Origin of the sequence: Pseudarthrobacter cellobiosi (assembly GCF_023913815.1) — a bacterium.
In the GTDB taxonomy this organism is placed as follows: domain Bacteria; phylum Actinomycetota; class Actinomycetes; order Actinomycetales; family Micrococcaceae; genus Arthrobacter; species Arthrobacter cellobiosi.
Genome location: NZ_JAMXBK010000018.1, coordinates 53,187 through 76,433, shown reverse-complemented (window position 1 = coordinate 76,433; position 23,247 = coordinate 53,187). Strand labels below are relative to the sequence as shown.

Annotated in this window: 25 protein-coding genes; 20 read left to right on the top strand and 5 right to left on the bottom strand. The window is 65.8% G+C overall.

What is annotated here, in order from left to right; all coding sequences use genetic code 11:
* Positions 1–127: 127 nt before the first annotated feature.
* The 3 genes from NG701_RS04090 to NG701_RS04080 all read right to left on the bottom strand — a co-directional run bounded on the left by NG701_RS04090 (position 128) and on the right by NG701_RS04080 (position 2,320).
* Positions 128–1,012 carry a F510_1955 family glycosylhydrolase gene (locus tag NG701_RS04090; protein WP_252564777.1) on the bottom strand — a complete coding sequence of 295 codons (885 nt, stop codon included), beginning with the start codon at positions 1,010–1,012 and terminating at the stop codon, positions 128–130.
* A gap of 54 nt (positions 1,013–1,066) precedes the next feature.
* The gene (locus NG701_RS04085; protein ID WP_252564775.1) at positions 1,067–1,705 is read right to left on the bottom strand and encodes a DUF305 domain-containing protein; all 639 of its coding nucleotides are present in this window, start codon (positions 1,703–1,705) and stop codon (positions 1,067–1,069) included.
* A 138-nt stretch (positions 1,706–1,843) separates the two neighbouring features.
* Positions 1,844–2,320, bottom strand: a complete 477-nt coding sequence (locus NG701_RS04080) for a hypothetical protein (protein ID WP_252564773.1) — start codon at positions 2,318–2,320, stop codon at positions 1,844–1,846.
* Positions 2,321–2,535: 215 nt separating this feature from the next.
* Between NG701_RS04080 and NG701_RS04075 the strand changes: the two genes are divergently transcribed.
* Genes NG701_RS04075 through NG701_RS04065 form a run of 3 tightly spaced genes read left to right on the top strand, consistent with a single transcriptional unit; the run spans position 2,536 to position 3,470 of the window.
* Positions 2,536–2,757 carry a universal stress protein gene (locus tag NG701_RS04075; RefSeq protein WP_252564771.1) on the top strand — a complete coding sequence of 74 codons (222 nt, stop codon included), beginning with the start codon at positions 2,536–2,538 and terminating at the stop codon, positions 2,755–2,757.
* Entirely contained in the window at positions 2,661–2,987 is a 327-nt protein-coding gene (locus NG701_RS04070) for a universal stress protein (protein ID WP_252564769.1), read from the top strand. The genes NG701_RS04075 and NG701_RS04070 overlap by 97 nt, the downstream gene beginning before the upstream one ends.
* Before the next feature lie 48 nt (positions 2,988–3,035).
* Entirely contained in the window at positions 3,036–3,470 is a 435-nt protein-coding gene (locus NG701_RS04065; RefSeq protein ID WP_252564768.1) for a CPP1-like family protein, read from the top strand.
* A 60-nt stretch (positions 3,471–3,530) separates the two neighbouring features.
* On the opposite strand, the gene NG701_RS04060 is transcribed toward NG701_RS04065, so the two are convergent.
* Positions 3,531–3,875 (bottom strand): heavy-metal-associated domain-containing protein, encoded by a 345-nt coding sequence (locus NG701_RS04060; protein ID WP_252564766.1) that lies wholly within the window; start codon positions 3,873–3,875, stop codon positions 3,531–3,533.
* 221 nt (positions 3,876–4,096) lie between these two features.
* Here NG701_RS04060 and NG701_RS04055 point away from each other — a divergent pair, with 221 nt between their 5' ends.
* The 13 genes from NG701_RS04055 to NG701_RS03995 all read left to right on the top strand — a co-directional run bounded on the left by NG701_RS04055 (position 4,097) and on the right by NG701_RS03995 (position 18,758).
* Positions 4,097–4,408, top strand: coding sequence for a DUF2933 domain-containing protein (locus NG701_RS04055; RefSeq protein WP_252564764.1), 312 nt, complete (start codon positions 4,097–4,099; stop codon positions 4,406–4,408).
* A 162-nt stretch (positions 4,409–4,570) separates the two neighbouring features.
* Positions 4,571–4,831 carry an SHOCT domain-containing protein gene (locus NG701_RS04050; RefSeq protein ID WP_252564762.1) on the top strand — a complete coding sequence of 87 codons (261 nt, stop codon included), beginning with the start codon at positions 4,571–4,573 and terminating at the stop codon, positions 4,829–4,831.
* A gap of 284 nt (positions 4,832–5,115) precedes the next feature.
* Positions 5,116–7,692 carry a heavy metal translocating P-type ATPase gene (locus tag NG701_RS04045; protein ID WP_252564760.1) on the top strand — a complete coding sequence of 859 codons (2,577 nt, stop codon included), beginning with the start codon at positions 5,116–5,118 and terminating at the stop codon, positions 7,690–7,692.
* 12 nt (positions 7,693–7,704) lie between these two features.
* Positions 7,705–9,063, top strand: a complete 1,359-nt coding sequence (locus NG701_RS04040) for a phenylacetate--CoA ligase family protein (RefSeq protein ID WP_252564758.1) — start codon at positions 7,705–7,707, stop codon at positions 9,061–9,063.
* Between the two features lie 562 nt (positions 9,064–9,625).
* A complete protein-coding gene (locus NG701_RS04035; protein WP_252564756.1) occupies positions 9,626–9,859 on the top strand; it encodes a class I SAM-dependent methyltransferase in 234 nt (77 codons plus the stop codon).
* A gap of 173 nt (positions 9,860–10,032) precedes the next feature.
* The gene (locus NG701_RS04030) at positions 10,033–10,461 is read left to right on the top strand and encodes a hypothetical protein (protein WP_252564754.1); all 429 of its coding nucleotides are present in this window, start codon (positions 10,033–10,035) and stop codon (positions 10,459–10,461) included.
* Between the two features lie 4 nt (positions 10,462–10,465).
* Complete coding sequence (locus NG701_RS04025) at positions 10,466–11,212, top strand: carbon-nitrogen hydrolase family protein (RefSeq protein WP_252564752.1); 747 nt, start codon at positions 10,466–10,468, stop codon at positions 11,210–11,212.
* Between the two features lie 126 nt (positions 11,213–11,338).
* Positions 11,339–12,247, top strand: coding sequence for a 4-hydroxy-tetrahydrodipicolinate synthase (gene dapA, locus NG701_RS04020; RefSeq protein ID WP_252564750.1), 909 nt, complete (start codon positions 11,339–11,341; stop codon positions 12,245–12,247).
* Between the two features lie 41 nt (positions 12,248–12,288).
* Positions 12,289–13,980, top strand: a complete 1,692-nt coding sequence (locus tag NG701_RS04015) for a ribonuclease J (protein WP_252564748.1) — start codon at positions 12,289–12,291, stop codon at positions 13,978–13,980.
* A 129-nt stretch (positions 13,981–14,109) separates the two neighbouring features.
* A complete protein-coding gene (locus NG701_RS04010; RefSeq protein WP_252564746.1) occupies positions 14,110–17,019 on the top strand; it encodes an FtsK/SpoIIIE family DNA translocase in 2,910 nt (969 codons plus the stop codon).
* A 9-nt stretch (positions 17,020–17,028) separates the two neighbouring features.
* Positions 17,029–17,664 (top strand): CDP-diacylglycerol--glycerol-3-phosphate 3-phosphatidyltransferase, encoded by a 636-nt coding sequence (gene pgsA / locus NG701_RS04005; RefSeq protein WP_252564745.1) that lies wholly within the window; start codon positions 17,029–17,031, stop codon positions 17,662–17,664.
* A 9-nt stretch (positions 17,665–17,673) separates the two neighbouring features.
* Positions 17,674–18,153 (top strand): CinA family protein, encoded by a 480-nt coding sequence (locus NG701_RS04000; protein WP_252564743.1) that lies wholly within the window; start codon positions 17,674–17,676, stop codon positions 18,151–18,153.
* A gap of 152 nt (positions 18,154–18,305) precedes the next feature.
* Entirely contained in the window at positions 18,306–18,758 is a 453-nt protein-coding gene (locus NG701_RS03995) for a helix-turn-helix domain-containing protein (protein ID WP_056342905.1), read from the top strand.
* Positions 18,759–18,833: 75 nt separating this feature from the next.
* On the opposite strand, the gene NG701_RS03990 is transcribed toward NG701_RS03995, so the two are convergent.
* Positions 18,834–19,403 carry a MarR family winged helix-turn-helix transcriptional regulator gene (locus NG701_RS03990; RefSeq protein WP_256472086.1) on the bottom strand — a complete coding sequence of 190 codons (570 nt, stop codon included), beginning with the start codon at positions 19,401–19,403 and terminating at the stop codon, positions 18,834–18,836.
* A 41-nt stretch (positions 19,404–19,444) separates the two neighbouring features.
* On the opposite strand from NG701_RS03990, the gene NG701_RS03985 reads away from it, so the two are divergent.
* From NG701_RS03985 to miaB, 4 genes are all read left to right on the top strand, one after another.
* Positions 19,445–19,669, top strand: a complete 225-nt coding sequence (locus NG701_RS03985; protein ID WP_252564741.1) for a DUF3046 domain-containing protein — start codon at positions 19,445–19,447, stop codon at positions 19,667–19,669.
* Positions 19,670–19,902: 233 nt separating this feature from the next.
* Complete coding sequence (gene recA / locus NG701_RS03980; RefSeq protein ID WP_056342912.1) at positions 19,903–20,961, top strand: recombinase RecA; 1,059 nt, start codon at positions 19,903–19,905, stop codon at positions 20,959–20,961.
* A gap of 172 nt (positions 20,962–21,133) precedes the next feature.
* A complete protein-coding gene (locus tag NG701_RS03975; RefSeq protein ID WP_308291963.1) occupies positions 21,134–21,637 on the top strand; it encodes a regulatory protein RecX in 504 nt (167 codons plus the stop codon).
* 61 nt (positions 21,638–21,698) lie between these two features.
* Entirely contained in the window at positions 21,699–23,246 is a 1,548-nt protein-coding gene (gene miaB / locus NG701_RS03970; RefSeq protein WP_252564739.1) for a tRNA (N6-isopentenyl adenosine(37)-C2)-methylthiotransferase MiaB, read from the top strand.
* Position 23,247: the final 1 nt, after the last annotated feature.

Genomic DNA, 23,247 nt, shown 5'->3' with positions numbered 1-23,247 from the left:
TCTGCGCGGCGCCGGCTGACCGGTAGGGTCCGAGGTCCCGGGTCCCGGGTACCACTGTTCGGCGAGTCCGACCCGGCCAACGGAGGGCCGGCTGATGCTCAGGATGATGCAGTGAGGAGGAAGGTGGTCAGGAGCCGTCTGCGGCGGGTCGGAACGTGACTCCGCCGTCGGTGGAGATGACCAGCCCGCCGGCCGTGGCGGCCCAGATCGAGAGGTTTGCCTCCTGGCCCTTCACCGCGGCCACAGCCTGGACTGCGCCTTGGATTTTTCCTTCTCGGGTCCAGGTCGCGCCGGCGTCCGCGGAGGAGTGGACTGTCCCGTCGGGTTCGACTCCGACGGCGTCGGCGGGGCTGGCGAAGGCGGCGAACTGGAGCACGGGTCCGGTGTCCACCGTGTTCCATGCTTTCCCGCCGTCGGTTGAGCGGCGAATCCCTTGCGGGGTGGTGGCCAGGATGGTGTCGCTGGTCGGGCTCCCGGCCAGGACGGCCGGGACGAAATCCGTGGGCACGGTGTTCCAGGTTTTCCCGTCCGGGCTGGTACGCAGTCTGCCGTCGAAGCCGACGATTCCGGATTTGGTGGCGGTGAGCGCGTGGAAGTCGGATTCGCCTTGCCGGGAGAGCTGTTTCCACGTTTTCCCGGCGTCGGTGGATCTGATGAGCCCGAGCGGGTTGGGAAGGTCGGAGCCTTCTCCGGGGTGTCCGGAAGCGTACAGGACGCCGTGGTCAGTGCCGCCGGTGAAGCCCATCAGGTCGTTGGTGGCACCGATTTTGGTGGCGGGCTGTTTCGTCATGTCGAACAGACCCTCGTGGGTGGCCAGGAGCACCTGGCCGGTCTTGCTGCTGACGCTCAGGCCGTGAATGTGAGCGTCAGGCATGAGGCTACCAGTGCTGCCTGCAGGGGATGCTCCGGCGGTGACGGAGGACGGACTGCACGCTGTCAGGGCAAAGATGAGGCCGGCGCTAGCTGCCAGGGCAGCCGTGGCGCGGGTCCGGGGACGGGAGGGATTGGGCATGGGGGCTCCAGGATTCAGGCGAGGCATGGCAGGGATGGCGCCGGAGGACACCGGTCAGAGGGTGGCCAGGAGGTCCTGCATTTCCTTGATTTCAGCTTCCTGCGCGGTCACGATGTTTTTGCTGAGGTTGATCGCGTCGGCGTTCTTGCCCTGGGCAGTTTCGGTCTTGGCCATCGTCACGGCGCCCTCGTGGTGGGCAATCATCTGCTTCAGGAAGAGCTTGGCCGCTTCGGTGCCCTGCGCCGCTTCGAGCTGCTTCAGGTCGTCCTCACCCATCATGCCGTTCATGGTGTGGCCGGCGCCCATGGTCGCGGGTTCGTTCCAGCTCTTGAGCCAGCCGGTCATCGTTTCGATCTCCGGTGCCTGGGCCGCCTTGATCCTGGTGGCCAGGTCAGTGACCGACGCGGGGATGTCCTTCTTCTGGAGCATCATCTCGCTCATTTCCACGGCCTGTTCGTGGTGCGGAATCATTCCCTGGGCGAACATGGTGTCGGGCGCGTTGTGTTCGGCTGCGGCAGCCGGTGCGCTGCTGGACATCATGCCCGTGCCGTGGTCCATGCCCGGCATGGAGCTGCCGGTGGAGGCGGAGCTGGAGGTGGCGGAGGATCCGGAGGTCCCGGTTGAGCATCCGGCGAGGGCGAGTGCCGCGGCGATGGCGGTGGCGGAAAGGCTCAGAAATTTCTTGTTCATCATTGGTATTCAAGTCCTTCAAGACATCAGGGGGCGCGTTGGGCGCCATGGGAGTGTGTGCATCAGTGATACGCCGGACGGGTCCGCAGGGGAGCGTCGGACGGGGACGGGCGCCGGTCAGGTCACAGCGCGAGCCCTGTTTTACGTTCGGCTGATGCAGAGCTCGCCCGGTGAAGGGCTGCCGGGAAGATAGGGCCACCGCGCGCTGGTCGTGGTGAGGGCCCCGGTGTTGGTGCTCCGGGCGATGATTCCGGTGCCTGACAGCGGTGCTGTCAGGGAGCCGGTCTTTGCCGACGGGGTACAAGCCTCGGTCATGGCCTGCATGCTGGTGCAGTTGCCCGAGTCCGTACACTGCACGGTCCGGGCACTTGTCTCGTCCTGGACCCCGGGCTTGTCCGGGGCAGAAGACCGCCCTTGAGCATGTTCTCCGGTGTGGCCGGCAGGGGATGAATTGTGATGGGCGCTGACAGCGGCTGCCGCCGTGGCCGGTGAGTGCATGGCATGGGTGGTGGTCATGACATGCATGCCGAAAATCCCGGCAATAAGGGCCAGGACGGCTGCGAAGAGGCCCGCACGGAGAAGGAACGCGATCGCGGTAGCGTGTGCCGGTGCGGTCATGACGGTCCTCCTCCGTTCCGTTGCGGGCTTTCTGTTCAAAGACTACCGGCCCTGTGGCAGGGCACTTACCGCTACAACGAGCCTGCGCCGGATTCTGTTTCAGCCCCCGGCCGGTGCTGGTGACGAGACCGGGATCTTCGGCCCTTGCGGTGAAAATCAGGTGGAGAACACACTAAGGGCAACACTTGTGAAGAACCTGACGGAGGGCGGCATTCATGGGCGGCGATGGAGGATTCAGGATCCTGGCCGGGGTGGACGGCTCGGTCCCGTCGCGCCTCGCGCTGGAATGGGCAGTCACGGAGGCGCGGCTGCGCCACGGCCAGGTCCGCGTCGTGACCGCGTGGGAGTTCCCGCCCGTCGCAGTCGGTATGGAGGCCTGGTCCGGGACCCGGACGTCTTCCCGCAGACCGCGCGCCGTCTCCAGAACGAGGCCCTGAAGCGCGTGGACAGCGAGGGCGTGACAGTGACCGGTGATGTTGTACAGGGCAATGCGGCCGATATGCTCCTGCGTGCGGCCGAGAATGCCGATCTGCTGGTCGTAGGTTCCCGCGGTCTTGGCGGATTCACCGGATTGCTGCTCGGCTCCGTGTCCACACAGGTCCTTCATCACTCGCCCTGCCCGGTGCTCGTGGTCCGTACCCGGTCCCGGACCGGCGGCGAGGAATGAGTTATCTGAAGCCCCGCAGGGGCAACCCCGACGGCGAAAGCAGCGACGGTGACCGGTGACCACACCTCCCACGCTCATCCGCTGGCCGACCCCCACAGAGGGACGGTTCCAGGACGGACCTTCCGGGGCAGCTTCCAAGGCCTGTGGCACACGGTCGTCGGCGCGGTGGGCCTGGTCATGGGGATCCTGCCGCACGTCCTGCACCACATCGGGCTGCTCGCCGGGACCGCACTGGTGGCAGGATCCGGCGGCACTGCGCTGTTCGGGGCGCTGGGGCTCCTGGCGTCCGTTCCCATGCTCGTCCGCCTCCACCGGCGGTTTGGCAGCTGGGTCGCACCGGCGCTGGGACTGCTGGTCTTCGGCGCCATGTTCTCCCTGTCCGCGTTTGTCATCGGCCCGGCCATCAGTGGCACCGGAGGGGACGTGACCCCTGGCCCGGTGCCCACCCTGGATCACACCGCCGATCACACCGGCGGCCACTGACCACCCGCGGAGCCCGGGAATCCGGTGCTCACCCGGGCCCGCGGATTGCGTGGGTGAAGGCTATTTCGCGCCGGCCAGGACATAGCCGGAGGAGCTTACGGCCTCAGCCAGCGCCTCCCGGTCCGCGGTGCCGGTGATGCTCAGCCGGGACGTGCCGCCCGGGACCAGGTCCACTGTTGCCGATTCAACCCCGGACACACCGGACACGGCCTTTTCAACGGTCCGGACGCAGTGTCCGCAGGTCAGCCCTTCCATGGCGTACTGCGCACCGGAAGCCTGAACCGCCGGCTTTCCGGCGGCCGGAGCCGCAGCACGCTTTTCGGCGGCGGGCGAGCAGCAGCTGCAGCCCTGCTGCGCCGTGGATGCCAGGGGCAGCCGGGTTCGTGGTTCGGGTGTTCCGCACATGTCAGTTTCCTTCGAAGCGAGGGACGGGAAAGAGCTGTTGCGGTTGAACGGCTGTAACGGCCCGGGCCTGGACAAACCACGTCACTGGCAACACTGAAAGAATACCCCCTAGGGGTATGTTGCGCAAGGGTTGTTGCAGCACCGGGCAGCCTCGTCCGCCTCCCTGCACTGCGGGCCGTTAGGCCCTTGCCGACGGGACCCTGCGGGTCAACACTCAGGGTATGAGCAGTCTTCCTGATCCGCGTCTCCCTGAAGCACCGCGGCCGTCCCGCGGCCCATACCAACCGTGGACACAGACGCTGCTGATAGTCCTCATCGCCGCAGCGTCGATCTACCTCGTCACCAACCACTGGCTCCATGTCCTGGATGCGCTGCCCTATCTGGGTGTGGTGCTGGTGATGAGCTTTTGTATGTTCGGGCATGGGGGCCACGGCGGACACCGTGGCTCCACCCATCAGGGGCACGGCGAGCAGGAAGCCCCGGGCGGCCCTGCCCGCCCCGGGCCCGGGGGAGCTGACGACCATGTCCACTGATTACGGGTACGACCTGTCATCGGCGTCTCCCTGTTCCTCCCCGGGGAACGCCCGCCGCCGGGGGGCAAGGGGACCAAAGACTCTGACGCCGCACACCGGGCGGGACGATAATGAACCGCAGGGGGCGGCACTGGTGCGTCCGCGTGCAGGGAGGAGACAGCGATGATGTATTGGGACGGGAACATGGGCGTCTGGGGGTACATCCTGATGGGGGTGAGCTTTGTGCTGTTCTGGGCCGCCATCATCACCGCCATTATCCTCTTCGCCCGCTCCATGGGAGCGGGCAGCCGCCGGTACGAGGGCGGCGCACCCGGTGCGGGCGTCGCAGAGAATCTGCTCGCGGAACGGTTTGCCCGCGGTGAAATCGACGAGAGCGAGTACACCGCCCGCCTCGCCGTGCTCCGCCGCGGACGCGGAGCGTGACCCGCCGCCAGATCCGGTCCGAGACCTTGACGTATACCCCTGGGGGGTATATGTTCAGTGTAACCGGAAAGCGACGTCCCGGGCGAGAGCCCATACGCAGTGAAGGTCCGGCAACGGGGTTGATAGAGCCCGCTGCCCCGCCCGAATCCCTTCATTGCAAAAGGACGCGCCATGCCTGCTGACCCGAAGCCCGCTCACGCTCAACGACCGGCGCAGGCCAATCGCCCAAGCATGCCTTCTGCTTTCCGGGACGTCGGTCCAGCAGCGGGGCTGAAGGAGGAGCAGTGACCACACCGCTGAAACGCACCGTCGTGGAGGTCCGCGGCCTGCACTGGGCCACCTCCAAGGCGGTAGTGGAACGCGTGCTGCTTCAGCGGCCCGGAGTCGCCGCCGTCGACGCGAACCCGGTCGCCCAGACCGCGACCGTGAGCTTTGACCCGTCAGTGACCTCGGTGGAGCAGATCTCCGGGTGGGTACGGGACTGCGGATACCACTGCCGGGGCGAATCGGTTCCCAACCACGTCTGCTACCCGATGGAAGAAACAGTGCGCACCCCCGGGCTGATGCACCCCACCACGCGTAAAGCCGGTGCCGGTCACCGGCCGTCCGGACACGTCCAACCCGCCGGGACCGTCCATCCGATGGAGCACGTGCATCCGGTGGAGCGTGATCAGCACGCCATGCACCCGGGTCATGCGCCGGAAACCTCGGAACCCCACACCGGGCATGCCCATCCGCCGGCCGAGAGCCATGCAGGCCACGGCCCGGACCAGCACGGTGAGATGGCCCGGACCGCTCAGGACATGATGGGCCACGGCGGACACCACGCCGGAATGTCTATGGATGACATGGTCAAGGACATGCGCAACCGGTTCTTGGTCGCTGCGGTCCTGTCCATCGGGGTGACGCTGTGGTCCCCGATGGGCCGGGACATGTTCGGCTTCACCGCCCCTACCCCGTTCGGGCTCCGTGACGACGTCATGGCCCTGATCCTGTCCCTGCCGGTCATCTTTTACTCGGCATGGATCTTCTTCGACGGCGCCTACCGGGCGCTGAAGGCCCGCACGCTGGACATGATGGTCCTGGTCGCGATCGCCGTGGGCACCGGGTGGCTGTACAGCGTCTGGGTCACCTTCACCGGCGGCGGTGAAGTGTTCTATGAAGCGGCCACCGTCCTTGCCTCCTTCGTGCTGCTGGGCCACTGGTTCGAGATGCGCGCACGGGACGGAGCGAACGAGGCCATCCGCACGCTGCTCAAGCTTGCTCCGCCGGTCGCGGTCGTGATCCGCGACGGCGACACGGTTGAGATCCCCACGTCCGAAGTCCAGACCGGGGACCTGCTGCTGATCCGGCCGGGGTCGAAAATTCCCGTTGACGGGGAGGTCGAGGACGGCCAGTCGGAGGTCGATGAGTCCATGGTCACGGGCGAGAGCCTTCCGGTGACCAAGGCCATCGGTTCACAAGTGATCGGCGCGTCCATCAACATCACCGGCACGTTGCGGGTCCGGGCCACCAAGGTCGGAGCCGACACTGCCCTGGCGCAGATCGTGGCCCTCGTCCAGGAAGCCCAGAACTCCAAGGCACCAGGCCAGAGGCTGGCCGATAGGGCCGCGTTCTGGCTGGTCCTGGTCGCCCTGATCGGCGGAACCGTGACGTTCGCCGCCTGGCTCGCCCTCGGCGCCGGAGTCCAGGCGGCCCTGCTGTTCGCCATTACCGTTGTTGTGATCACCTGCCCCGACGCGTTGGGGCTTGCCACGCCGACGGCCATCATGGTGGGCACCGGGCTCGGCGCCAAACGGGGCGTCCTGTTCAAGAACGCCACCGCCCTGGAGGTCTCCGCACGGATCGACACCGTCGTGATGGACAAGACCGGCACCCTGACCAAGGGCGAACCGGAAGTGACCGACGTTGTTGTTGAAGGAATCGACCAAAACGAACTCCTGGCGCTGGTCGCCGCCGTGGAGCAGGAATCCGAACACCCTCTCGCTGCGGCCGTGGTCCGGCACGCCCGCGAACACGGCGCGGCCGTCCTGGCTGCCTCGGATTTCCTGAACGTTCCAGGCCACGGGGCCGGCGCGACCGTGGAAGGACACAGGGTACTGGTCGGCAACCGCAAACTCATGGCCAACGAAGGCATCGACCTAGGCCCGCTGGCCGCGGTGCGCGATGAACTTGCCGCCACCGGCCGGACCGCCGTGCTCGTCGCCGTCGACGGCCGGGCCGCGGCGGTGATCGCTTTGGCGGATGCTGCGAGGGAAACCGCGGCTGCTGCAGTCGCGGCCCTGCACGAGGCCGGGATCGAAGTCGTCATGCTCACCGGGGACAACGAAGCCACCGCCCGGAGGATCGCCGGCCAGCTGGGCATCGACACCGTCATCGCCGAAGTGCTCCCCGGAGACAAATCAGCGAAGATCGCCGAGCTGCAGAAGCGCGGAAGGGTCGCCATGGTCGGGGACGGCGTCAACGACGCCCCGGCCCTGGCGCAGGCCGACCTCGGCATCGCGATCGGCGCCGGCACCGATGTGGCCATCGAAACGGCCGACGTCGTGCTCATGCGCTCGGACCCGCTGGATGTGCCGATCGCCCTGAGGATCGGCAAAGGCACCCTGCGGAAAATGCGGCAGAACCTGGGCTGGGCCGTGGGTTACAACGCGATAGCGCTGCCCATCGCGGCAGGGGTGTTCGCCTTCGCCGGGATCGTCCTCAGCCCGGAGATAGCGGCCCTGTCGATGTCCGGTTCCAGCTTCCTGGTCGCCGTCAACGCCCTGCTGCTCAAGAGGTTGCGGCTTCCCCGGCCGGAGACGCCCGAGGCCACCACGGCGCGTGCTGCCCGGCCGCTGGCCCCGGCCTGGAACCGTTAGGCCCATCCCGCCATGGACATCCACCTCATCTCCCGTGTGTTGTTCCTACGGGCCGCATGGCGGAGAAGGGACCACTGGGACGCCGCGCGGATCACCGCCCACCAGGAACGCGCCCTGCAGGAACTGCGACGCGCAACCTACGCCGGCTCGGAGTTCTACCGGCGCCATCACGCCGGACTGCACGACGGTCCGCTGGACCAGCTGCCGTCGGTGACGAAAGCGGACCTGATGGACCACTTCGACGAGGCCGTCACCACACCGGACCTGAGGCTGGCGGATCTGGAGAACCATCTACGGTCCCTGACGCAGGGCGGTGGAGACCCGGGAGTGGCGTGGAAGGGCCGGTGGTGGGCAGCTGCGACGGCCGGGACCACGGGCCGGCGCGGAACCTTCATTTGGAACCGCACGGAATGGGCGACCGTCCTGGCCTCCTACGCCCGCGCCAACGATTGGGCAGGGATCTCCGCCCGGCTGACCCGGCCGCTGAAAATGGCCTTGGTCAGCTCCCGCGTCCCCACACACCAGTCCGCCGTCGTCGGAGCATCCCTGCGCTCCGGACTCGTCCCCACCCTCCGCCTGGACGTCACCGCACCCATGGATGAGACGGTCGCCGCGCTGAACCGGTTCCAGCCCAGGATCTTGGTGGGCTACGCCTCAGCACTCAAACCCCTCGCGGCGGAGCAGCGGGCCGGACGCCTGCGCATCTCGCCGCAGGGCGTGATGTCCGCCTCCGAAGTGCTCAGCCCACACACCGCCTCGGAACTGGAGGCGGCATGGGGAAGCGCCCCCTTCGATGTCTACGCCGCCACCGAAACGGCCGGGATCGCCTCCCCTTGCACCTACCGGGACCGCCATGTCTACGAGGACCTGCTGATCATCGAACCCGTGGACCAGGCCGGCAACCCCGTCCCGGCCGGGACAACCGGGTCAAAGCTCCTCGTCACCGTGCTGTTCTCCCGGACCCTGCCGCTGATCCGCTACGAAATGTCCGACACTGTGAGGCTGGGCGGACGGGGCTGCCCCTGCGGACGCCCCTTCACCCTTCTGGAGGACATCGAAGGGCGGATCGAAGACGTCCTGCAGCTGCCAGGCACGGAGGGGCCGGTCAGCGTCCACCCGATAGTGTTCCACCACGTACTTGACGAAGCAGGAAGTGCGGGGTGGCAGGTCATCCAGGAGCCGTCCGGGCTGCGGGTCCTCCTCGCAGGCCTCGCTCTCGGAGCCTCCACCGAAGGGGTTCGGACTGCCGTAGCCGGCGCGCTCAACGAAGCCGGTGTAGTAGACACCCAGGTGGACGTACACGTTGTTGAACGCGTTGAACGGACCGCTTTGGGGAAGGCACCCTTCGTGCGAGGGTTGACGGGCCGGTGATGACAAATCCGTCCTTCTGAAGGAACCCCTGACGCTATTCGGCGATGCGTCGAATACGTGCAAACCGGGTCGTCATCGGGTTGCGAGGAAGCTCTCATGCAGAACTGCGTCGCGGCCCCGGGCCGGTATTGAGTTGGTCAGGGGCAGCACACGAAGCGTGTTGACCGCTACTGCCCGCCGGAGGAGCATGGGTGGCAGGCGCGTGCGCGGAACCGGGGCAAGATGCGGCGAATGCGAGGAACGGCATCGGTTGCCTTATTTCGCGTGATCCAGGTGGCGCTCGTCCCGGTGGGGACAATCGGTTACTTGCGGGCTGTGCCTAAGCTGCTCGTCTTCAGCCGGCAGGCGCGTGTGTCGGCGACCCTGTTCGCTTCGCTCTACACGCGATACATGCAGCACCGGTTGGGCGCCAGGGCGGATGAACCAGCATCGCGGCTCATGATGGTCATGCCCGATGTTTCCCGGGCCGGCTTCGGACTGGCGACCACACCGACGATGGCGGCTCATTTCCTCATCGGCTACTTTCCAAGGATCTACCGCTATCCGTACGAGGGCGACCCCCATGCGTCATCAACAAAGCGCACGGACCACCTTCTACGCCGCCGCCCTCGCCCGGCACCTCCCCGGCATCACCCAGCTGGCCGCCGACTTCCAGGCAGAGGCCTGGTTCGAGAAGCTTGCCGAGGCTGGCTTCGACTCTGCCGGGACGACGTTCTTCCTCTGGGAAGCGGTGACCATGTACCTTGGACCGCAACGTCCGCCAACCCTGCCTGCTTCATCCGTTCGGGAGGCCTGAATAACCCGATTAGGTGGGACCACTTTCACCGGCCCTACCGGCGCCGCAAATACTAGACCCAACGATCTTTTCCAGGCAATCAAAGACACCTGTCCAGAACGTATAACCGCAGGTCAGGGGCCTAAATTAGCCCCGAAGTTTATGGGAATATATGTTCGAATAATATGGACACCATGCAAACCCCATCCCAGCCGCGACCGTCTCCGGAATCCCCACCCGCCGGCGGATCGGTGCGCCCCGCCCGGGATGCCCAGGACGCCGCCTCGGCACAGCCTGCAGGTCTGATGAAAGCGATGAGCCCAGGAGTGGTGGACTTCCTCTTCCGCCAGCTCGTCGCAGGTCGGCTCCCTGTGGACATCCAGTGGCAGGAGGAAGGCGTCACATTGACCGCCCAGCCGGCGGGGGCAGAGCTGGCCCGCAGGTTGGACGAAACCGACCTCGATGCCTTGACGCCCACGGAACTGTTCCACTACGTCCGGGCGGCCCAGCGGCTCGCGGCCTGGGCTGAGGGGCAGCGGGAGGCTGCGGTGGACCGGTACTGCCAGCCAGGGAAGCCGCAGGATGGCATAGTTCCCTCGGCTAGGCGCGCATCCCTAGGATAAAGGGGTGACTGATGCCCTGACCGTCTCTGCCGTGCAGTACCAGGCGCTGGAAGGCGGGATTATCCCGAACGTGCAAGAACACGTCCGGCTGATCGAGGATGCCGAATCCCACGGTGCCCGGCTGGTGGTGTTCCCTGAGCTGTCGTTGACGGGGTACAACCTGGCGCTCCTGGCCGCTGACGACTCGTGGCTTCAACGCGATGACCCACGTCTGGCCGATCTCCACGAAATCTGCCGCCGGACAGGGATCACCGTGGTGGCAGGTGCTGCCTATCGGGAACCTGACGGGACGCCGCGGCTCGCCAGCCTCGTGATCCACCCCGACGGCACCACCGAACTCGGCTTCAAAACCCACCTCCACGGCCCGGAGCGGGAGGTCTTCGCCGCGGGCGGCGGTGCCGTCGTGATCGAGCTGGATGGCTGGAAGATCGCGCTGGCCATCTGCTTTGATGCCGCTGTTCCGGCCCACTCCACCGGGGCAGCCCAGGCCGGCGCGGATATCTATGCCGTTTCGGCCCTGTACACGCAGGCGGCAGAACGGCGGCTTGGCCTGCATCTCGGAGCCAGGGCCATGGACAACCGGATGTTCGCCATTCTGGCAAACCTTGGCGGATCCACCTCGCTGGGCCCCTCCTGCGGCCTCAGCGGGTTCTGGGGACCGGACGGGTTCGAAGTGAAAAGGGCGGCCGGAAGCGGCACTGAAGTAGTCACCGCCATCCTGCAGCTGAGTGCATTGCGAAAATTCCGCTGACCCCGCGGGAGTCGATCTGCAAAGAGTGCTGACCGCTGTCCCGGGGGGCTTCGCAGCCCGCTAGTTGACGCGGATCACGCCGCCCCCATTGTCCTAACCAGCCGCCGACAGGGTAACGTTTTTTCCATGCCTCACAAATCCGCCACCGCTCCTGCCCTTGGTACGCTCCTGACCGCCATGGTCACGCCCTTCACCAAGGATGGCGCCGTGGACTACAAGCAGGCAGCCGAACTGGCCACCAAGCTTGTGGACGATGGCTGCGACGGCTTGGTCGTCACCGGTACCACCGGCGAAACGTCCACCCTCTCGGATGAAGAGAACCTTGGCATGTTCCGCGCTGTCAAAGAGGCAGTGGGGGACCGCGCCGCCATTATCGCGGGCACCGGGACGAACGACACCGCACATTCGGTGCACCTCTCCGAGCAGGCGGCAGCGCTTGGCGTCGACGGCCTGCTGCTCGTCACGCCGTACTACAACAAGCCCAGCCAGGCCGGCGTCCGCGCACACTTCGAAGCTGTCGCGTCCGCAACCGATGTGCCCGTTATGCTCTATGACATTCCGGGCCGCTCCTCCATCGCGATCGAGCCCGAAACCATGATCCGCTTGGCGCAGCACCCGAACATCGTCGCCGTCAAGGATGCCAAAGCCGATTTCATGGCAGCCAGCCGCGTGATGGCAGAGACTGACCTGTACTTCTACTCCGGCGACGACGGACTGACCCTTCCGTGGATGTCCTTGGGCGCCGTCGGACTCGTGGGTGTCACAACCCACGTCGCAACGCGCCGCTTCCGCGAACTGATCGACGCCATCAACGCGAACGACCGCGAAACCGCGCGTAAGATCAACTTCGAGCTGCTGCCCGTGATCAGGGCAACGATGACCCGTGTCCAGGGAGCCGTTGCAGCCAAACAAATTCTTAAATGGCAGGGAGTCCTGCCCAACTCGATTGTCCGTTTGCCCCTCGTGGAGCCGGACGAAGCCGAGATCGTATCCATCCGCGAGGATTTGGCGGAAGCGGGGCTGGTCTTTCCCTAAGGGCTAAGACCAGCACCCTTCCGCCTGGAAAGTAGTGCACTATGACCCAAACCGCCCTTCCCGGCCTTGTCACGCCTCCACGCCTGCCGCAAGGCACCCTTCGGATCGTTCCGCTGGGCGGACTGGGGGAGATCGGCCGGAACATGGCCGTGTTCGAAATCGATGGCAAACTGCTCATCGTGGACTGTGGTGTCCTCTTCCCGGAGGAGACCCAGCCAGGCGTTGACCTGATCCTGCCCGATTTCTCCTACATCGAGAGCCGTGTCGACGACATCGTGGCCGTTGTCCTGACCCACGGCCACGAGGACCACATCGGCGCCGTTCCCTACCTCCTGCGGCTGCGCGCCGACATCCCCCTGGTGGGCTCACAGCTCACGCTGGCGCTCATCGAGGCCAAGCTGCAGGAACACCGGATCCGTCCGTACACGATGACCGTTGAAGAGGGCCAGGTCGAAAAGTTTGGCCCCTTCGAGTGCGAGTTTGTAGCGGTCAACCACTCGATCCCCGATGCTTTGGCTGTGTTCATCCGCACGGCCGGCGGCACTGTCCTGCACACGGGCGACTTCAAGATGGACCAGCTGCCCCTGGACGGCCGGATCACCGACCTCCGGCACTTCGCCAAGCTGGGTGAAGAGGGCGTTGACCTCTTTATGTCCGACTCCACCAACGCTGACGTGCCGGGCTTCACCACCGCCGAAAAGGAAATCGGCCCCACGCTGGAACGGCTCTTCGGCCAGGCCACCAAGCGCATCATCGTGGCGTCGTTCTCCTCGCACGTCCACCGCGTCCAGCAGGTGCTTGACGCCGCCGCCAAGCACAACCGCAAGGTGGCCTTCGTGGGCCGCTCCATGGTCCGCAACATGGCCATCGCCGCCAAGCTCGGCTACCTCGACGTTCCCGAGGGCCTCCTCGTGGATATCAAGAACATCGATAACCTGCCCGACAACCGCGTGGTGCTGATGTCCACGGGTTCCCAGGGGGAACCGATGGCTGCGCTTTCCCGCATGGCCGCCGGTGACCACCGCGTGGTGGTGGGCGACGGCGACACCGTGATCCTGGCCTCCAGCCTCATCCCGGGCAACGAGAACGCCGTTTTCCGCATCATCAACGGCCTGCTCAAGCTCGGCGCGGACGTCATCCACAAGGGCAACGCCAAGGTGCACGTCTCCGGACACGCGGCCGCCGGCGAGCTGCTCTACTGCTACAACATCCTTGAGCCGCTCAACGCCATGCCGGTGCACGGCGAGACCCGCCACCTCATCGCCAACGGCAAGATCGCCATCGAGTCCGGCGTCCCCACCGCCAGCGTCATCCTTGCCGACAACGGCACCGTCATTGACCTCAAGGACCACCGCGCAGACGTGGTGGGCCAGGTTGAAGTGGGCTTTGTCTACGTGGACGGCTCCAGCGTCGGCGAAGTCACCGAAGCAGACCTCAAGGACCGCCAGACGCTCGGCGATGAAGGCTTCATCTCCATCATCACCGTCATCAACCGCACCACCGGCAAGGTGGTCTCCGGACCCGAGATCCACGCCCGCGGCGTGGCCGAAGACGATTCGGTCTTCGACGAGATCATCCCCAAGATCAACGCCGCCCTGGAAGAAGCGGTGCTCAACCGCACGGACCACACCACCCACCAGCTCCAGCAGGTTGTCCGCCGCGTCGTCGGCACCTGGGTCAACCGCAAGCTGCGCCGCAAGCCCATGATCATCCCGGTGGTCCTCGAGGCGTAACAGCCCCGAAGACAAGCGATATTGAAAGGCCCGGTTCTTTTGGAACCGGGCCTTTCGCATCCGCAACATGAGGCCGGGAACAGCCGGAAATCCGCGGAAAACCGCGCCAGTTCCGGTACCGTGGCACGTATGGCCACTCGTACTACTCCCGCGCCCCGAGGCACCACTGGCGGCAAATCCGGCAGCTCGGCGGGCCGCGGTGCAGGCGCCACAGCGTCCACCCGCACCGGCGGCCGGGCTGGCTCATCGGCGGGCACCGCACGCACCCGCCAGCTTCCCGCCGTCGAACAGCGGCAGCCCTGGCTGCTGCGCGTTGTGGGCGGCGCCTGGTTGGGCGTGGGCCATCTGGTCGGCGGCGGAGTCCGCAGGATCGGCTCCGATGTCAGCGACCTGCCGGCAGAGGAACGCCGCGACGGCGCGGCCCTGTTCAACCTTGCCCTCGGCGTCTTCATCGCCACCTTCGCCTGGTGGGGAATGACCGGCTGGTTCCCCGACGCCGTCTACGGCGTAGTCAACGGCACCTTCGGCTGGATGTCACTGCTTTTGCCGCTGATGCTTTTTGTGTGTGCCTTCCGGCTATTCCGGCAGCCCGACGACGGCCGCGGAAACAACCGGGTGGGGATTGGTTTCCTCATCATGACCTTTGCGGGCTGCGGCATTGCCCACGTTGTGGGCGGGCAGCCCACTGTTGCCGAAGGCTTCGACGGCCTCCGCCAGGCCGGTGGGATGCTCGGCTTCCTGGCGGCATCACCCCTCGCGGCCATCCACGCGGCGGTGCCCGTGGTGGTCTACGGCCTGCTGGCCTTCATCTCACTGCTCATCATTACGGCAACCCCGTTCGGAGCCATTCCACGCCGCCTGCGGGCAGCCTATGAGCACCTGATGGGCCTGGACCTGCAGGAACCCGGCGACGACGGGGACAGCCACGACCGCAGCTACCTCGAGGAAACCCGGGCAGCCGCTGCGCCGCGGAAGAAGAAGCGGCGCTTCTTCGGTAAGGACGACGAGTCCGACGCCGGGCTGGAAGGCTACGTGGGCGACGAAGCCTTCGAGCACGCCGTCATTGACGACGACGAGGCCGACGCAAAGTCAGGCCGCGGACCGCGCCCCGCTCCCGGCGTGCGCCGCCCCACCCAGGCGGAAATCGCCGTCGAAAAAATCAAAGCCGCCCAGGGCCTCGGCACTGCAGGGAGGGCTCCGGCAGAAGACAACGCCACCGAGGCCATCCCGCTGGTCACACCCGGGATGGTGGCCGCCGGCTCACTCAACCCTGCACACGCCGCCGTTGCGCAGGTGCCGGCCAAGCCCGTCACGCCCATGCCCCTTCCGGCTCCCATTCCGCAGCGGACCGAGCAACTCTCACTGGCGGGCGACGTCACCTACACCCTGCCGCCGTCGGACGTTTTGACCCCGGGCTCCATCCCCAAGGAGCGCACGGAGGCCAATGACGCGATTGTGGCTTCCCTGACCGAGACCCTCAACCAGTTCAACGTGGAAGCGCAGGTGACCGGCTTCAGCCGCGGGCCCACCGTCACCCGCTACGAGATTGAACTGTCGCCGGGCACCAAGGTGGAGCGCGTCACCGCCCTGTCCAAGAACATCTCCTACGCAGTGGCTTCCAGCGACGTCCGGATCCTCAGCCCCATCCCGGGTAAGTCGGCCATCGGTATCGAGATCCCCAACACGGACCGTGAGACCGTCTCCCTTGGTGACGTCCTCCGCAGCCAGAACGCCCGCCGGACTGACCACCCCATGGTGATGGGCGTCGGCAAGGACGTCGAAGGCGGCTACGTCGTGGCGAACCTCGCCAAGATGCCCCACCTGCTCGTCGCAGGTGCAACCGGCGCGGGTAAGTCCTCGTTCGTGAACTCCATGATCACCTCGATCCTCATGCGGGCAACCCCGGATGAGGTCCGCATGGTCATGGTGGACCCCAAGCGTGTGGAGCTGACCGCCTACGAAGGCGTCCCGCACCTCATCACGCCCATCATCACCAACCCGAAGAAGGCTGCTGAGGCCCTGCAATGGGTGGTCCGCGAGATGGATGCGCGGTACGACGACCTCGCCAACTACGGGTTCAAGCACATCGATGACTTCAACAAGGCAGTCCGCGCCGGCAAGGTCCAGCCGCCTGTGGACTCCAAGCGCGTCATCCGGCCCTACCCGTACCTGCTGGTGATTGTTGACGAGCTCGCCGACCTGATGATGGTGGCCCCGCGCGACGTGGAAGATTCCATCGTCCGCATCACCCAGCTGGCCCGTGCCGCCGGCATCCACCTTGTCCTGGCCACCCAGCGGCCTTCCGTGGACGTCGTCACCGGCCTGATCAAGGCCAACGTGCCTTCCCGGATGGCCTTCGCCACGTCCTCCGTCACGGACTCCCGCGTGGTCCTTGACCAGCCCGGGGCCGAAAAACTCATCGGCCAGGGCGACGCTCTGTTCCTGCCAATGGGTGCCTCGAAGGCCATGCGTGTCCAGGGCGCCTGGGTTACCGAGTCTGAAATCCACAAGGTGGTGGAACACGTCAAGGGCCAGCTCAAAGTCGACTACCGCCACGATGTCGCCCCCGAGGCGCCAAAAAAGCAGATCGACGACGACATCGGGGACGACCTCGAAGTGCTGCTGCAGGCCACCGAACTGGTGGTCACCACACAGTTCGGTTCGACGTCGATGCTCCAGCGCAAGCTCCGGGTGGGCTTCGCCAAGGCCGGACGGCTTATGGACCTCCTCGAGTCCAGGGGAGTGGTTGGCCCCTCCGAAGGGTCCAAAGCACGCGACGTCCTGGTGAAGCCGGACGATCTCGCGTCGGTGCTGGCAGCCATGAAGGGCCAGGACGTGCCGGCGGTTGCTGACTCGCAGACGGCGGCGCTCAGCGACAACGCCAACGCGAACATCGCCCAGGGCGGTTATGCGGAGGACCTTGTGCAGGCGGACCTGGACCAGCGCAGCCAGAAGGTTGAGTACTTCGACGGCGCCGACGGCACCTCCGGCGACGACGAGGACGGCTCCGAAGACGCGTGGTCACTCACCGGACGGTAGCCTAGGAGTGTGACTAGCACCGAAGCAACTGCCGCCGGCTCCAGCAGCCCAGGAATCTGGAATCTTCCCAACATCCTGACCATGCTGCGCATCGCCCTGGTGCCGTTCTTCGTCTGGTTCCTCCTCGCCGATGCCCCCGGGCTGAGCAGCGAGTCAGGGCCGTGGCGCTGGGCCGCGGTAGTGGCTTTCGCCGTCGCCATCTACACAGACAAGCTCGACGGCGACATCGCCAGGAGCCGCGGCCTCGTCACCAATTTCGGCAAAATTGCAGACCCCATCGCCGACAAGCTCCTCATCGGCTCAGCCCTGGTGATGCTCTCCATCCTGAATGAACTGCCGTGGTGGGTCACCATCGTCATCCTCGTCAGGGAATGGGGCATCACCGCCCTTCGTTTCTTTGTCATCCGGTACGGAGTCATCCCGGCCTCGCGGGGAGGCAAGCTCAAGACCGTCGTTCAGACAGCCGCGATCTTCCTGTACCTTCTGCCACTCGGCGCGCTGGCGCCGTGGCTTGTCTGGGTGGCTTTCGCCGTCATGATGGCGGCCGTACTGATCACGGTGTGGACCGGCGTCGAATACGTCGTTGAAGCCCTGCGCATCCGGTCCCAGGGCAAACGGGCCGGAAAAACTACAGCTGGCAACTAGGGAGCCGACGTGACTAACCTTCACCACCTGGCGGAACAGACAGTCAAAAAGGCCCTGGAAATGGGCCGCACCGTCGCGACCGCAGAGTCGCTGACCGCGGGAATGGTCAGCGCCGTGCTCGCCGACACAGACGGTGCCTCAGGCATGCTCCAAGGCGGTGTGGTGGCCTACCAGCACTCCGTCAAAGTGGATGTCCTGGGCGTTCCGGCAGAGCTGCTGGACGCCGCCGGATCAGTAGACGGTGCTGTCGCGGCGGCCATGGCGGCCGGGGCCAGGACTGCGCTGCATGCTGACATCGGCGTTGCCACCACAGGAGTAGCCGGCCCGGAGGAACATGACGGCAAAGCAGTGGGGGCGGTCTTTATCGGGGTTGCCACAGCGGACGGTGCGTCATATCTCGAATACGCCTTCACCGGGAACCGCGCAGAGATCCGCGGACAGGCTTGTGGCGCTGCACTCGAAAGTCTGATCGCGGCCCTATCTTCCTGAAGCTACCGGGCGTAAAGTTGCCGGGAACAAATCCCGGTGTCCATTAGTTATTACATTGTGTCGCTTCCGGAGAGCGGAGGCGCCTAGGATGAATAAACCACCACGGTTCGCTCCACGGCGGACCGAACTTATGAGGGAGCAAGGCGATACAGATGGTAAAGCAGCCCGTATCCATAAACGGCGTTGTCCGCTGGAAGGATGTGGGCCTCGCCGATCAGGCCAAGAGCGAACAGAAGGAGCGCAAGATGGTTGTACTTCGTCACGAAATCGGTGATGTCCTGCGCGATGTACGCCAGCGCCAGGGACGCACGCTCCGCGAAGTTTCGCACAGTGCCCGTGTTTCCTTGGGCTACCTCAGCGAAGTAGAGCGCGGCCAGAAGGAAGCTTCATCAGAGCTCCTCTCCTCAATCTGCTCAGCCCTGGACGTGCCGCTTTCCAGCATGCTCAGGGAAGTCAGCGACCGTGTCGCCGTCGCCGAGGGCGTTGCCGTTCCGGACACCGTTCCCCAGGAATTCTCACAGCGCTACGGCCGCGACCTTGATCGCGATCTGAACGCTGAACTCAACAACGAACTGTCCAAGGGCCTGCTTTCCGGCGCACGGTAAGCCGTCCGCAGGAGCCAGACAGGAAGTGCGACAAAGCCTCCGGCCAATGGCCGGAGGCTTTGTCGCGTGTGGTGGCTATTTTGCAGTGTCGCCGGCGGACGGGTCCTTCGCGAAGCCGTCGAGTTCAAAGATGGAGTTGAGCTTTGCCATGTATTCGGCGAGGGTTTGCAGTTCCCCGACAGGCCACTCACCCAGCCGCTCACGGAAATCCTGGCGGCGCGCATCCTGGACCTGATGCATCCTTTCCTCGCCCTTTTCGGTGAGGCGGATCGACTGCGCCCTTCCGTCCAGGGGGTCAGCTTCCTTGAACACCAGCCCGATGCTTTCCAGGAAGGCGATCTGGCGGCTGACGGACGGCTTGCCCACGCCGATGTTCAGGGCGAGGTCTGTCAACCGGATGGGCCCCTCGCGCCGGATGACCGAAAGCAGGCCGTAGGCCGCCGGTTCCATGTCCGGGTGCACCTGCCGCGAGAGCTGATGGGACACCGACCGGGCCCGCCGCCAAAAGAGACTGATTTGGTGTTCCACGGTGTTCAGGGCCTCATCGACGGTGTCTTTGCCGGTACCTGCCTCCGCAGGGGACGCCGCGGGAACGCCGGTCTCAGGACGGCCTGTCGCAGGAGGGCCGTCGGCAGGGTTGCTCATGGCAACAATTCTAGGGTCCGGGAACGTGAGAGACTCTATTGGTGCGGATCAGTGACTATTGGCGGCTTATGGACGACGAATTCGGGGCTGGCTACTCCCGGGTCTTGAGCAGCACCCTGGTCCTGGCCGGGGCCGGGGGGCGAACCGCCGACCAGGCCCTCGCGGCCGGAGTGAGCCTCCGGCAAGTGTGGCTGGCCATCTGCGATGTCCAGGATGTGCCGCCGGAGCGGCGCCTGGGCCGCGACGTCAAACCCCTGCGCGACTGACGCCGCCACCAACCAGACAGCGCTCCTCAGGCTCATGTGCGCCCCTTCCTGCGCTGACACGCCGCCGGATCTGTTCGAATATCTGTTCGGGTAAAGCTATGCTTTTCGTAGTGGTTATCCACATAGGCGATGTCATCCGGCCAGAATGTCAGCGGGTGCCATTAGCGTCAGAGATGACCAAGAAATGGCCGCTGAGGCCACTCCAAAGCGAGAAAGCATTAGAGGTGTGAACCATGGCGGCAGCCCCGGATCGTCAAAAGGCGCTCGACGCAGCGCTGGCACAGATTGACAAGCAGTTCGGCAAGGGCTCGGTCATGCGGCTGGGCGATGAAGTCCGTGCCCCCATCGAGGTCATCCCCACCGGATCCATCGCGTTGGACGTGGCTCTGGGAATTGGCGGCCTGCCCCGCGGCCGCGTCGTGGAGATCTACGGCCCGGAATCTTCGGGTAAGACCACCGTGGCCCTGCACGCCGTTGCCAACGCACAGCGCCTGGGCGGCATTGCCGCCTTCATCGACGCCGAGCACGCCCTGGACCCCGAATACGCCGCCAGGCTGGGCGTGGATACGGACGCACTCCTGGTCTCGCAGCCGGATACAGGCGAGCAGGCCCTGGAAATCATGGACATGCTCATCGGCTCCGGCTCGCTGGACGTCATCGTCATCGACTCTGTTGCTGCCCTGGTGCCGCGTGCGGAAATCGAGGGCGACATGGGCGACAGCCACGTGGGTCTGCAGGCCCGCCTCATGAGCCAGGCCCTGCGTAAGATCACCGGCCGCCTGAGCCAGACCAAAACCACCGCCATCTTCATCAACCAGCTCCGTGAAAAGATCGGCGTGTTCTTCGGCTCCCCGGAAACCACCACCGGCGGTAAGGCCCTGAAGTTCTACGCGTCCATCCGCATCGACGTCCGTCGGATTCAGACGCTCAAGGAGGGTGCCGACTCCGTCGGCAACCGCACCAAGGCCAAGATCGTCAAAAACAAGATGGCCCCGCCCTTCAAGATCGCCGAATTCGACATCATCTATGGCCAAGGCATCTCCCGCGAGGGCGGCATCATCGACATGGGCGTGGAGCACGGCATCATCAAGAAGTCGGGTTCGTGGTTCACGTACGACGGCGACCAGCTTGGCCAGGGCATGGAGAACTCCCGCAGGTTCCTGCGCGACAACCCCGAGCTGGCGACCGAACTGGAGCGCCTGATCAAGGAGAAGCTTGGCGTCGGGGTAGTCAAGCCCGCCGAAGCCGATGCCAAAGACACACCAAAGCTGAAGGCTGTTGACGGCTTCTAGGGACGCCCCTGACCTGACAGCCGGTCAGAGCGCCGGATGGCGTGCGGCCGGGCAGGACGCCGGATCGGGACGACGGCAGCGGAGACGGGGCGGTGGACGTCCCGGCTTCGGGCCGGACGGACCCGATCCGGATGCTGCCATCGCCGCGGACGCCGAACCGGATCCCGCGTCCGTGGCGCGGGCCATCGTGCTCCGGCAGCTGACCAGTTCCGCCAAGAGTCGGCTGCAGCTGTCGCGAAAACTGGCGGAGCGGAACATTCCGGAGGACGTGGCCGAAGCCGTCCTGGACCGCTTCCAGGAGGTCCGCCTCATTGACGACGCCGAGTTCGCCGACATGTGGGTGCGCAGCCGGTCGCAGTCTCGGAAGCTCGCCAAAGGGGCCCTCCGGCGCGAGCTGGCGGACAAGGGAATTGACCCGGACACCGCAGCCGCCGCGCTGGAACAGCTTTCCGACGCGGACGAAGAAGTGTCTGCCCGGCTCCTCGTGGAGCGGAAGCTCCGGGCAGGCACGGATTTGTCGGACCGCGCCGAGCGGGACAAGATCACCCGGCGGCTGGCGTCGATGCTGGCCCGTAAGGGCTATCAGCCGTCGCAGGCGTTCCGGATCGTCGGAGAGGTACTCGACGCGCGTGCGGATAGCCAGGCAGAGTCACTGGAGAGCCTGCCGGATCTGTAGGCTCGGTGAAGCGGCGCCTCCCGCCAACCGCGTAACCGTGGCGACCCGGTACCCTTAACAGGTGAGTTTGACCATTCCTTCCCCCGCATCCGGTACCGCCCCGACATCCGACCCAGCCCTCCAGCAGCCCCGTACCTATCAGGTGCGAACGTTCGGCTGCCAGATGAATGTGCATGATTCGGAGCGGATGGCCGGCATGCTCGAGGACGCGGGCTACGTGCCGGCCAGCGGTGAGCAGGCCGACGTCGTGGTGTTCAACACCTGCGCGGTCCGCGAAAACGCGGACAACAAGCTCTACGGCAACCTGGGCATGCTGGCGTCCGTCAAGGCGGCCAACCCCGGGATGCAGATCGCCGTGGGAGGCTGCCTGGCCCAGAAGGACCGCGAGACCATCCTCAAGAAGGCTCCATGGGTGGACGCAATCTTCGGCACCCACAACGTCGGGGCGCTACCGGCCCTGTTGGACCGGGCCCGTCACAACAACGAAGCCCAGCTGGAGATCCTCGAATCCCTGAACGTCTTCCCCTCCACCCTGCCCACCAAGCGTGACTCGGTCTATTCCGGCTGGGTCTCCATCTCGGTCGGCTGCAACAACACCTGCACGTTCTGCATCGTCCCGGCCCTGCGCGGGAAGGAAAAGGACCGCCGCCCGGGCGACATCCTGGCTGAAATCCAGGCCCTGGTGGATGACGGCGCCATCGAAGTCACCCTGCTGGGCCAGAACGTGAACTCCTACGGTGTTGAGTTCGGTGACCGGCAGGCGTTCTCCAAACTCCTGCGCGCGTGCGGGGAAATCGAAGGCCTGGAGCGGGTCCGCTTCACCAGCCCCCACCCTGCCGCCTTCACCGACGACGTCATCGACGCCATGGCCGAAACCCCCAACGTGATGCCGCAGCTGCACATGCCGCTGCAGTCCGGGTCGGACAAAGTCCTGAAGGACATGAAACGGTCCTACCGGTCCACCAAGTTTCTGGGCATCCTGGATAAGGTCCGCGAGAAGATCCCGCACGCCGCCATCTCCACTGACATCATTGTCGGCTTCCCCGGCGAAACCGAGGAAGACTTCCAGGCCACCCTTGACGTTGTGGAGCAGTCGCGCTTCGCCACGGCTTTCACTTTCCAGTATTCGAAGCGTCCGGGCACTCCGGCCGCGGACTTGCCGGACCAGCTTCCCAAGGCCGTGGTCCAGGAGCGTTTTGAACGCCTGACCGCGCTGCAGGACAGGATTGCCGCCGAGGAAAACGCCACGCAGCTTGGCCGCCGGGTGGAGGTGATGGTCACTGCCCATTCAGGGCGCAAGTCCGAAGAAACCCACAGGCTGTCCGGCCGGTCCCAGGACCAGCGGCTGGTGCACTTCTCTGTTCCCGATGGGGCAGAGGCGCCGCGTCCCGGCGACCTTGTCACCGTGACCATCACCGAAGCCGCAGCCTTCCACCTTGTGGCTGACCCGTCGGTGCAGGACTACAGCCTGCGACGTTCCCGCGCGGGGGACGCCTGGGACAGGTCCCAGGCAGATTCGTGCGGCGCTCCCGTGCCGGCTGCCGCAGGCGGCGTCGGCCGGACCGGAGTCTCGCTGGGTATGCCCACGCTGCCGGTCCGGGGCCGCTGAC

What these genes read in the sequence shown, in the direction of transcription:
- NG701_RS04080 (WP_252564773.1), bottom strand. Translation starts at nt 2,320, where the DNA reads ATGACCGCACCGGCACACGCTACCGCGATCGCGTTCCTTCTCCGTGCG.
- NG701_RS04035 (WP_252564756.1), top strand. Translation starts at nt 9,626, where the DNA reads ATGCGTCATCAACAAAGCGCACGGACCACCTTCTACGCCGCCGCCCTC.
- NG701_RS04050 (WP_252564762.1), top strand. Translation starts at nt 4,571, where the DNA reads ATGATGTATTGGGACGGGAACATGGGCGTCTGGGGGTACATCCTGATG.
- NG701_RS04030 (WP_252564754.1), top strand. Translation starts at nt 10,033, where the DNA reads ATGCAAACCCCATCCCAGCCGCGACCGTCTCCGGAATCCCCACCCGCC.
- NG701_RS04075 (WP_252564771.1), top strand. Translation starts at nt 2,536, where the DNA reads ATGGGCGGCGATGGAGGATTCAGGATCCTGGCCGGGGTGGACGGCTCG.
- NG701_RS04090 (WP_252564777.1), bottom strand. Translation starts at nt 1,012, where the DNA reads ATGCCCAATCCCTCCCGTCCCCGGACCCGCGCCACGGCTGCCCTGGCA.
- recA (WP_056342912.1), top strand. Translation starts at nt 19,903, where the DNA reads ATGGCGGCAGCCCCGGATCGTCAAAAGGCGCTCGACGCAGCGCTGGCA.
- NG701_RS04040 (WP_252564758.1), top strand. Translation starts at nt 7,705, where the DNA reads ATGGACATCCACCTCATCTCCCGTGTGTTGTTCCTACGGGCCGCATGG.
- dapA (WP_252564750.1), top strand. Translation starts at nt 11,339, where the DNA reads ATGCCTCACAAATCCGCCACCGCTCCTGCCCTTGGTACGCTCCTGACC.
- NG701_RS04060 (WP_252564766.1), bottom strand. Translation starts at nt 3,875, where the DNA reads ATGTGCGGAACACCCGAACCACGAACCCGGCTGCCCCTGGCATCCACG.
- NG701_RS04010 (WP_252564746.1), top strand. Translation starts at nt 14,110, where the DNA reads ATGGCCACTCGTACTACTCCCGCGCCCCGAGGCACCACTGGCGGCAAA.
- NG701_RS03995 (WP_056342905.1), top strand. Translation starts at nt 18,306, where the DNA reads ATGGTAAAGCAGCCCGTATCCATAAACGGCGTTGTCCGCTGGAAGGAT.
- NG701_RS04055 (WP_252564764.1), top strand. Translation starts at nt 4,097, where the DNA reads ATGAGCAGTCTTCCTGATCCGCGTCTCCCTGAAGCACCGCGGCCGTCC.
- NG701_RS04015 (WP_252564748.1), top strand. Translation starts at nt 12,289, where the DNA reads ATGACCCAAACCGCCCTTCCCGGCCTTGTCACGCCTCCACGCCTGCCG.
- NG701_RS04085 (WP_252564775.1), bottom strand. Translation starts at nt 1,705, where the DNA reads ATGATGAACAAGAAATTTCTGAGCCTTTCCGCCACCGCCATCGCCGCG.
- NG701_RS03990 (WP_256472086.1), bottom strand. Translation starts at nt 19,403, where the DNA reads ATGAGCAACCCTGCCGACGGCCCTCCTGCGACAGGCCGTCCTGAGACC.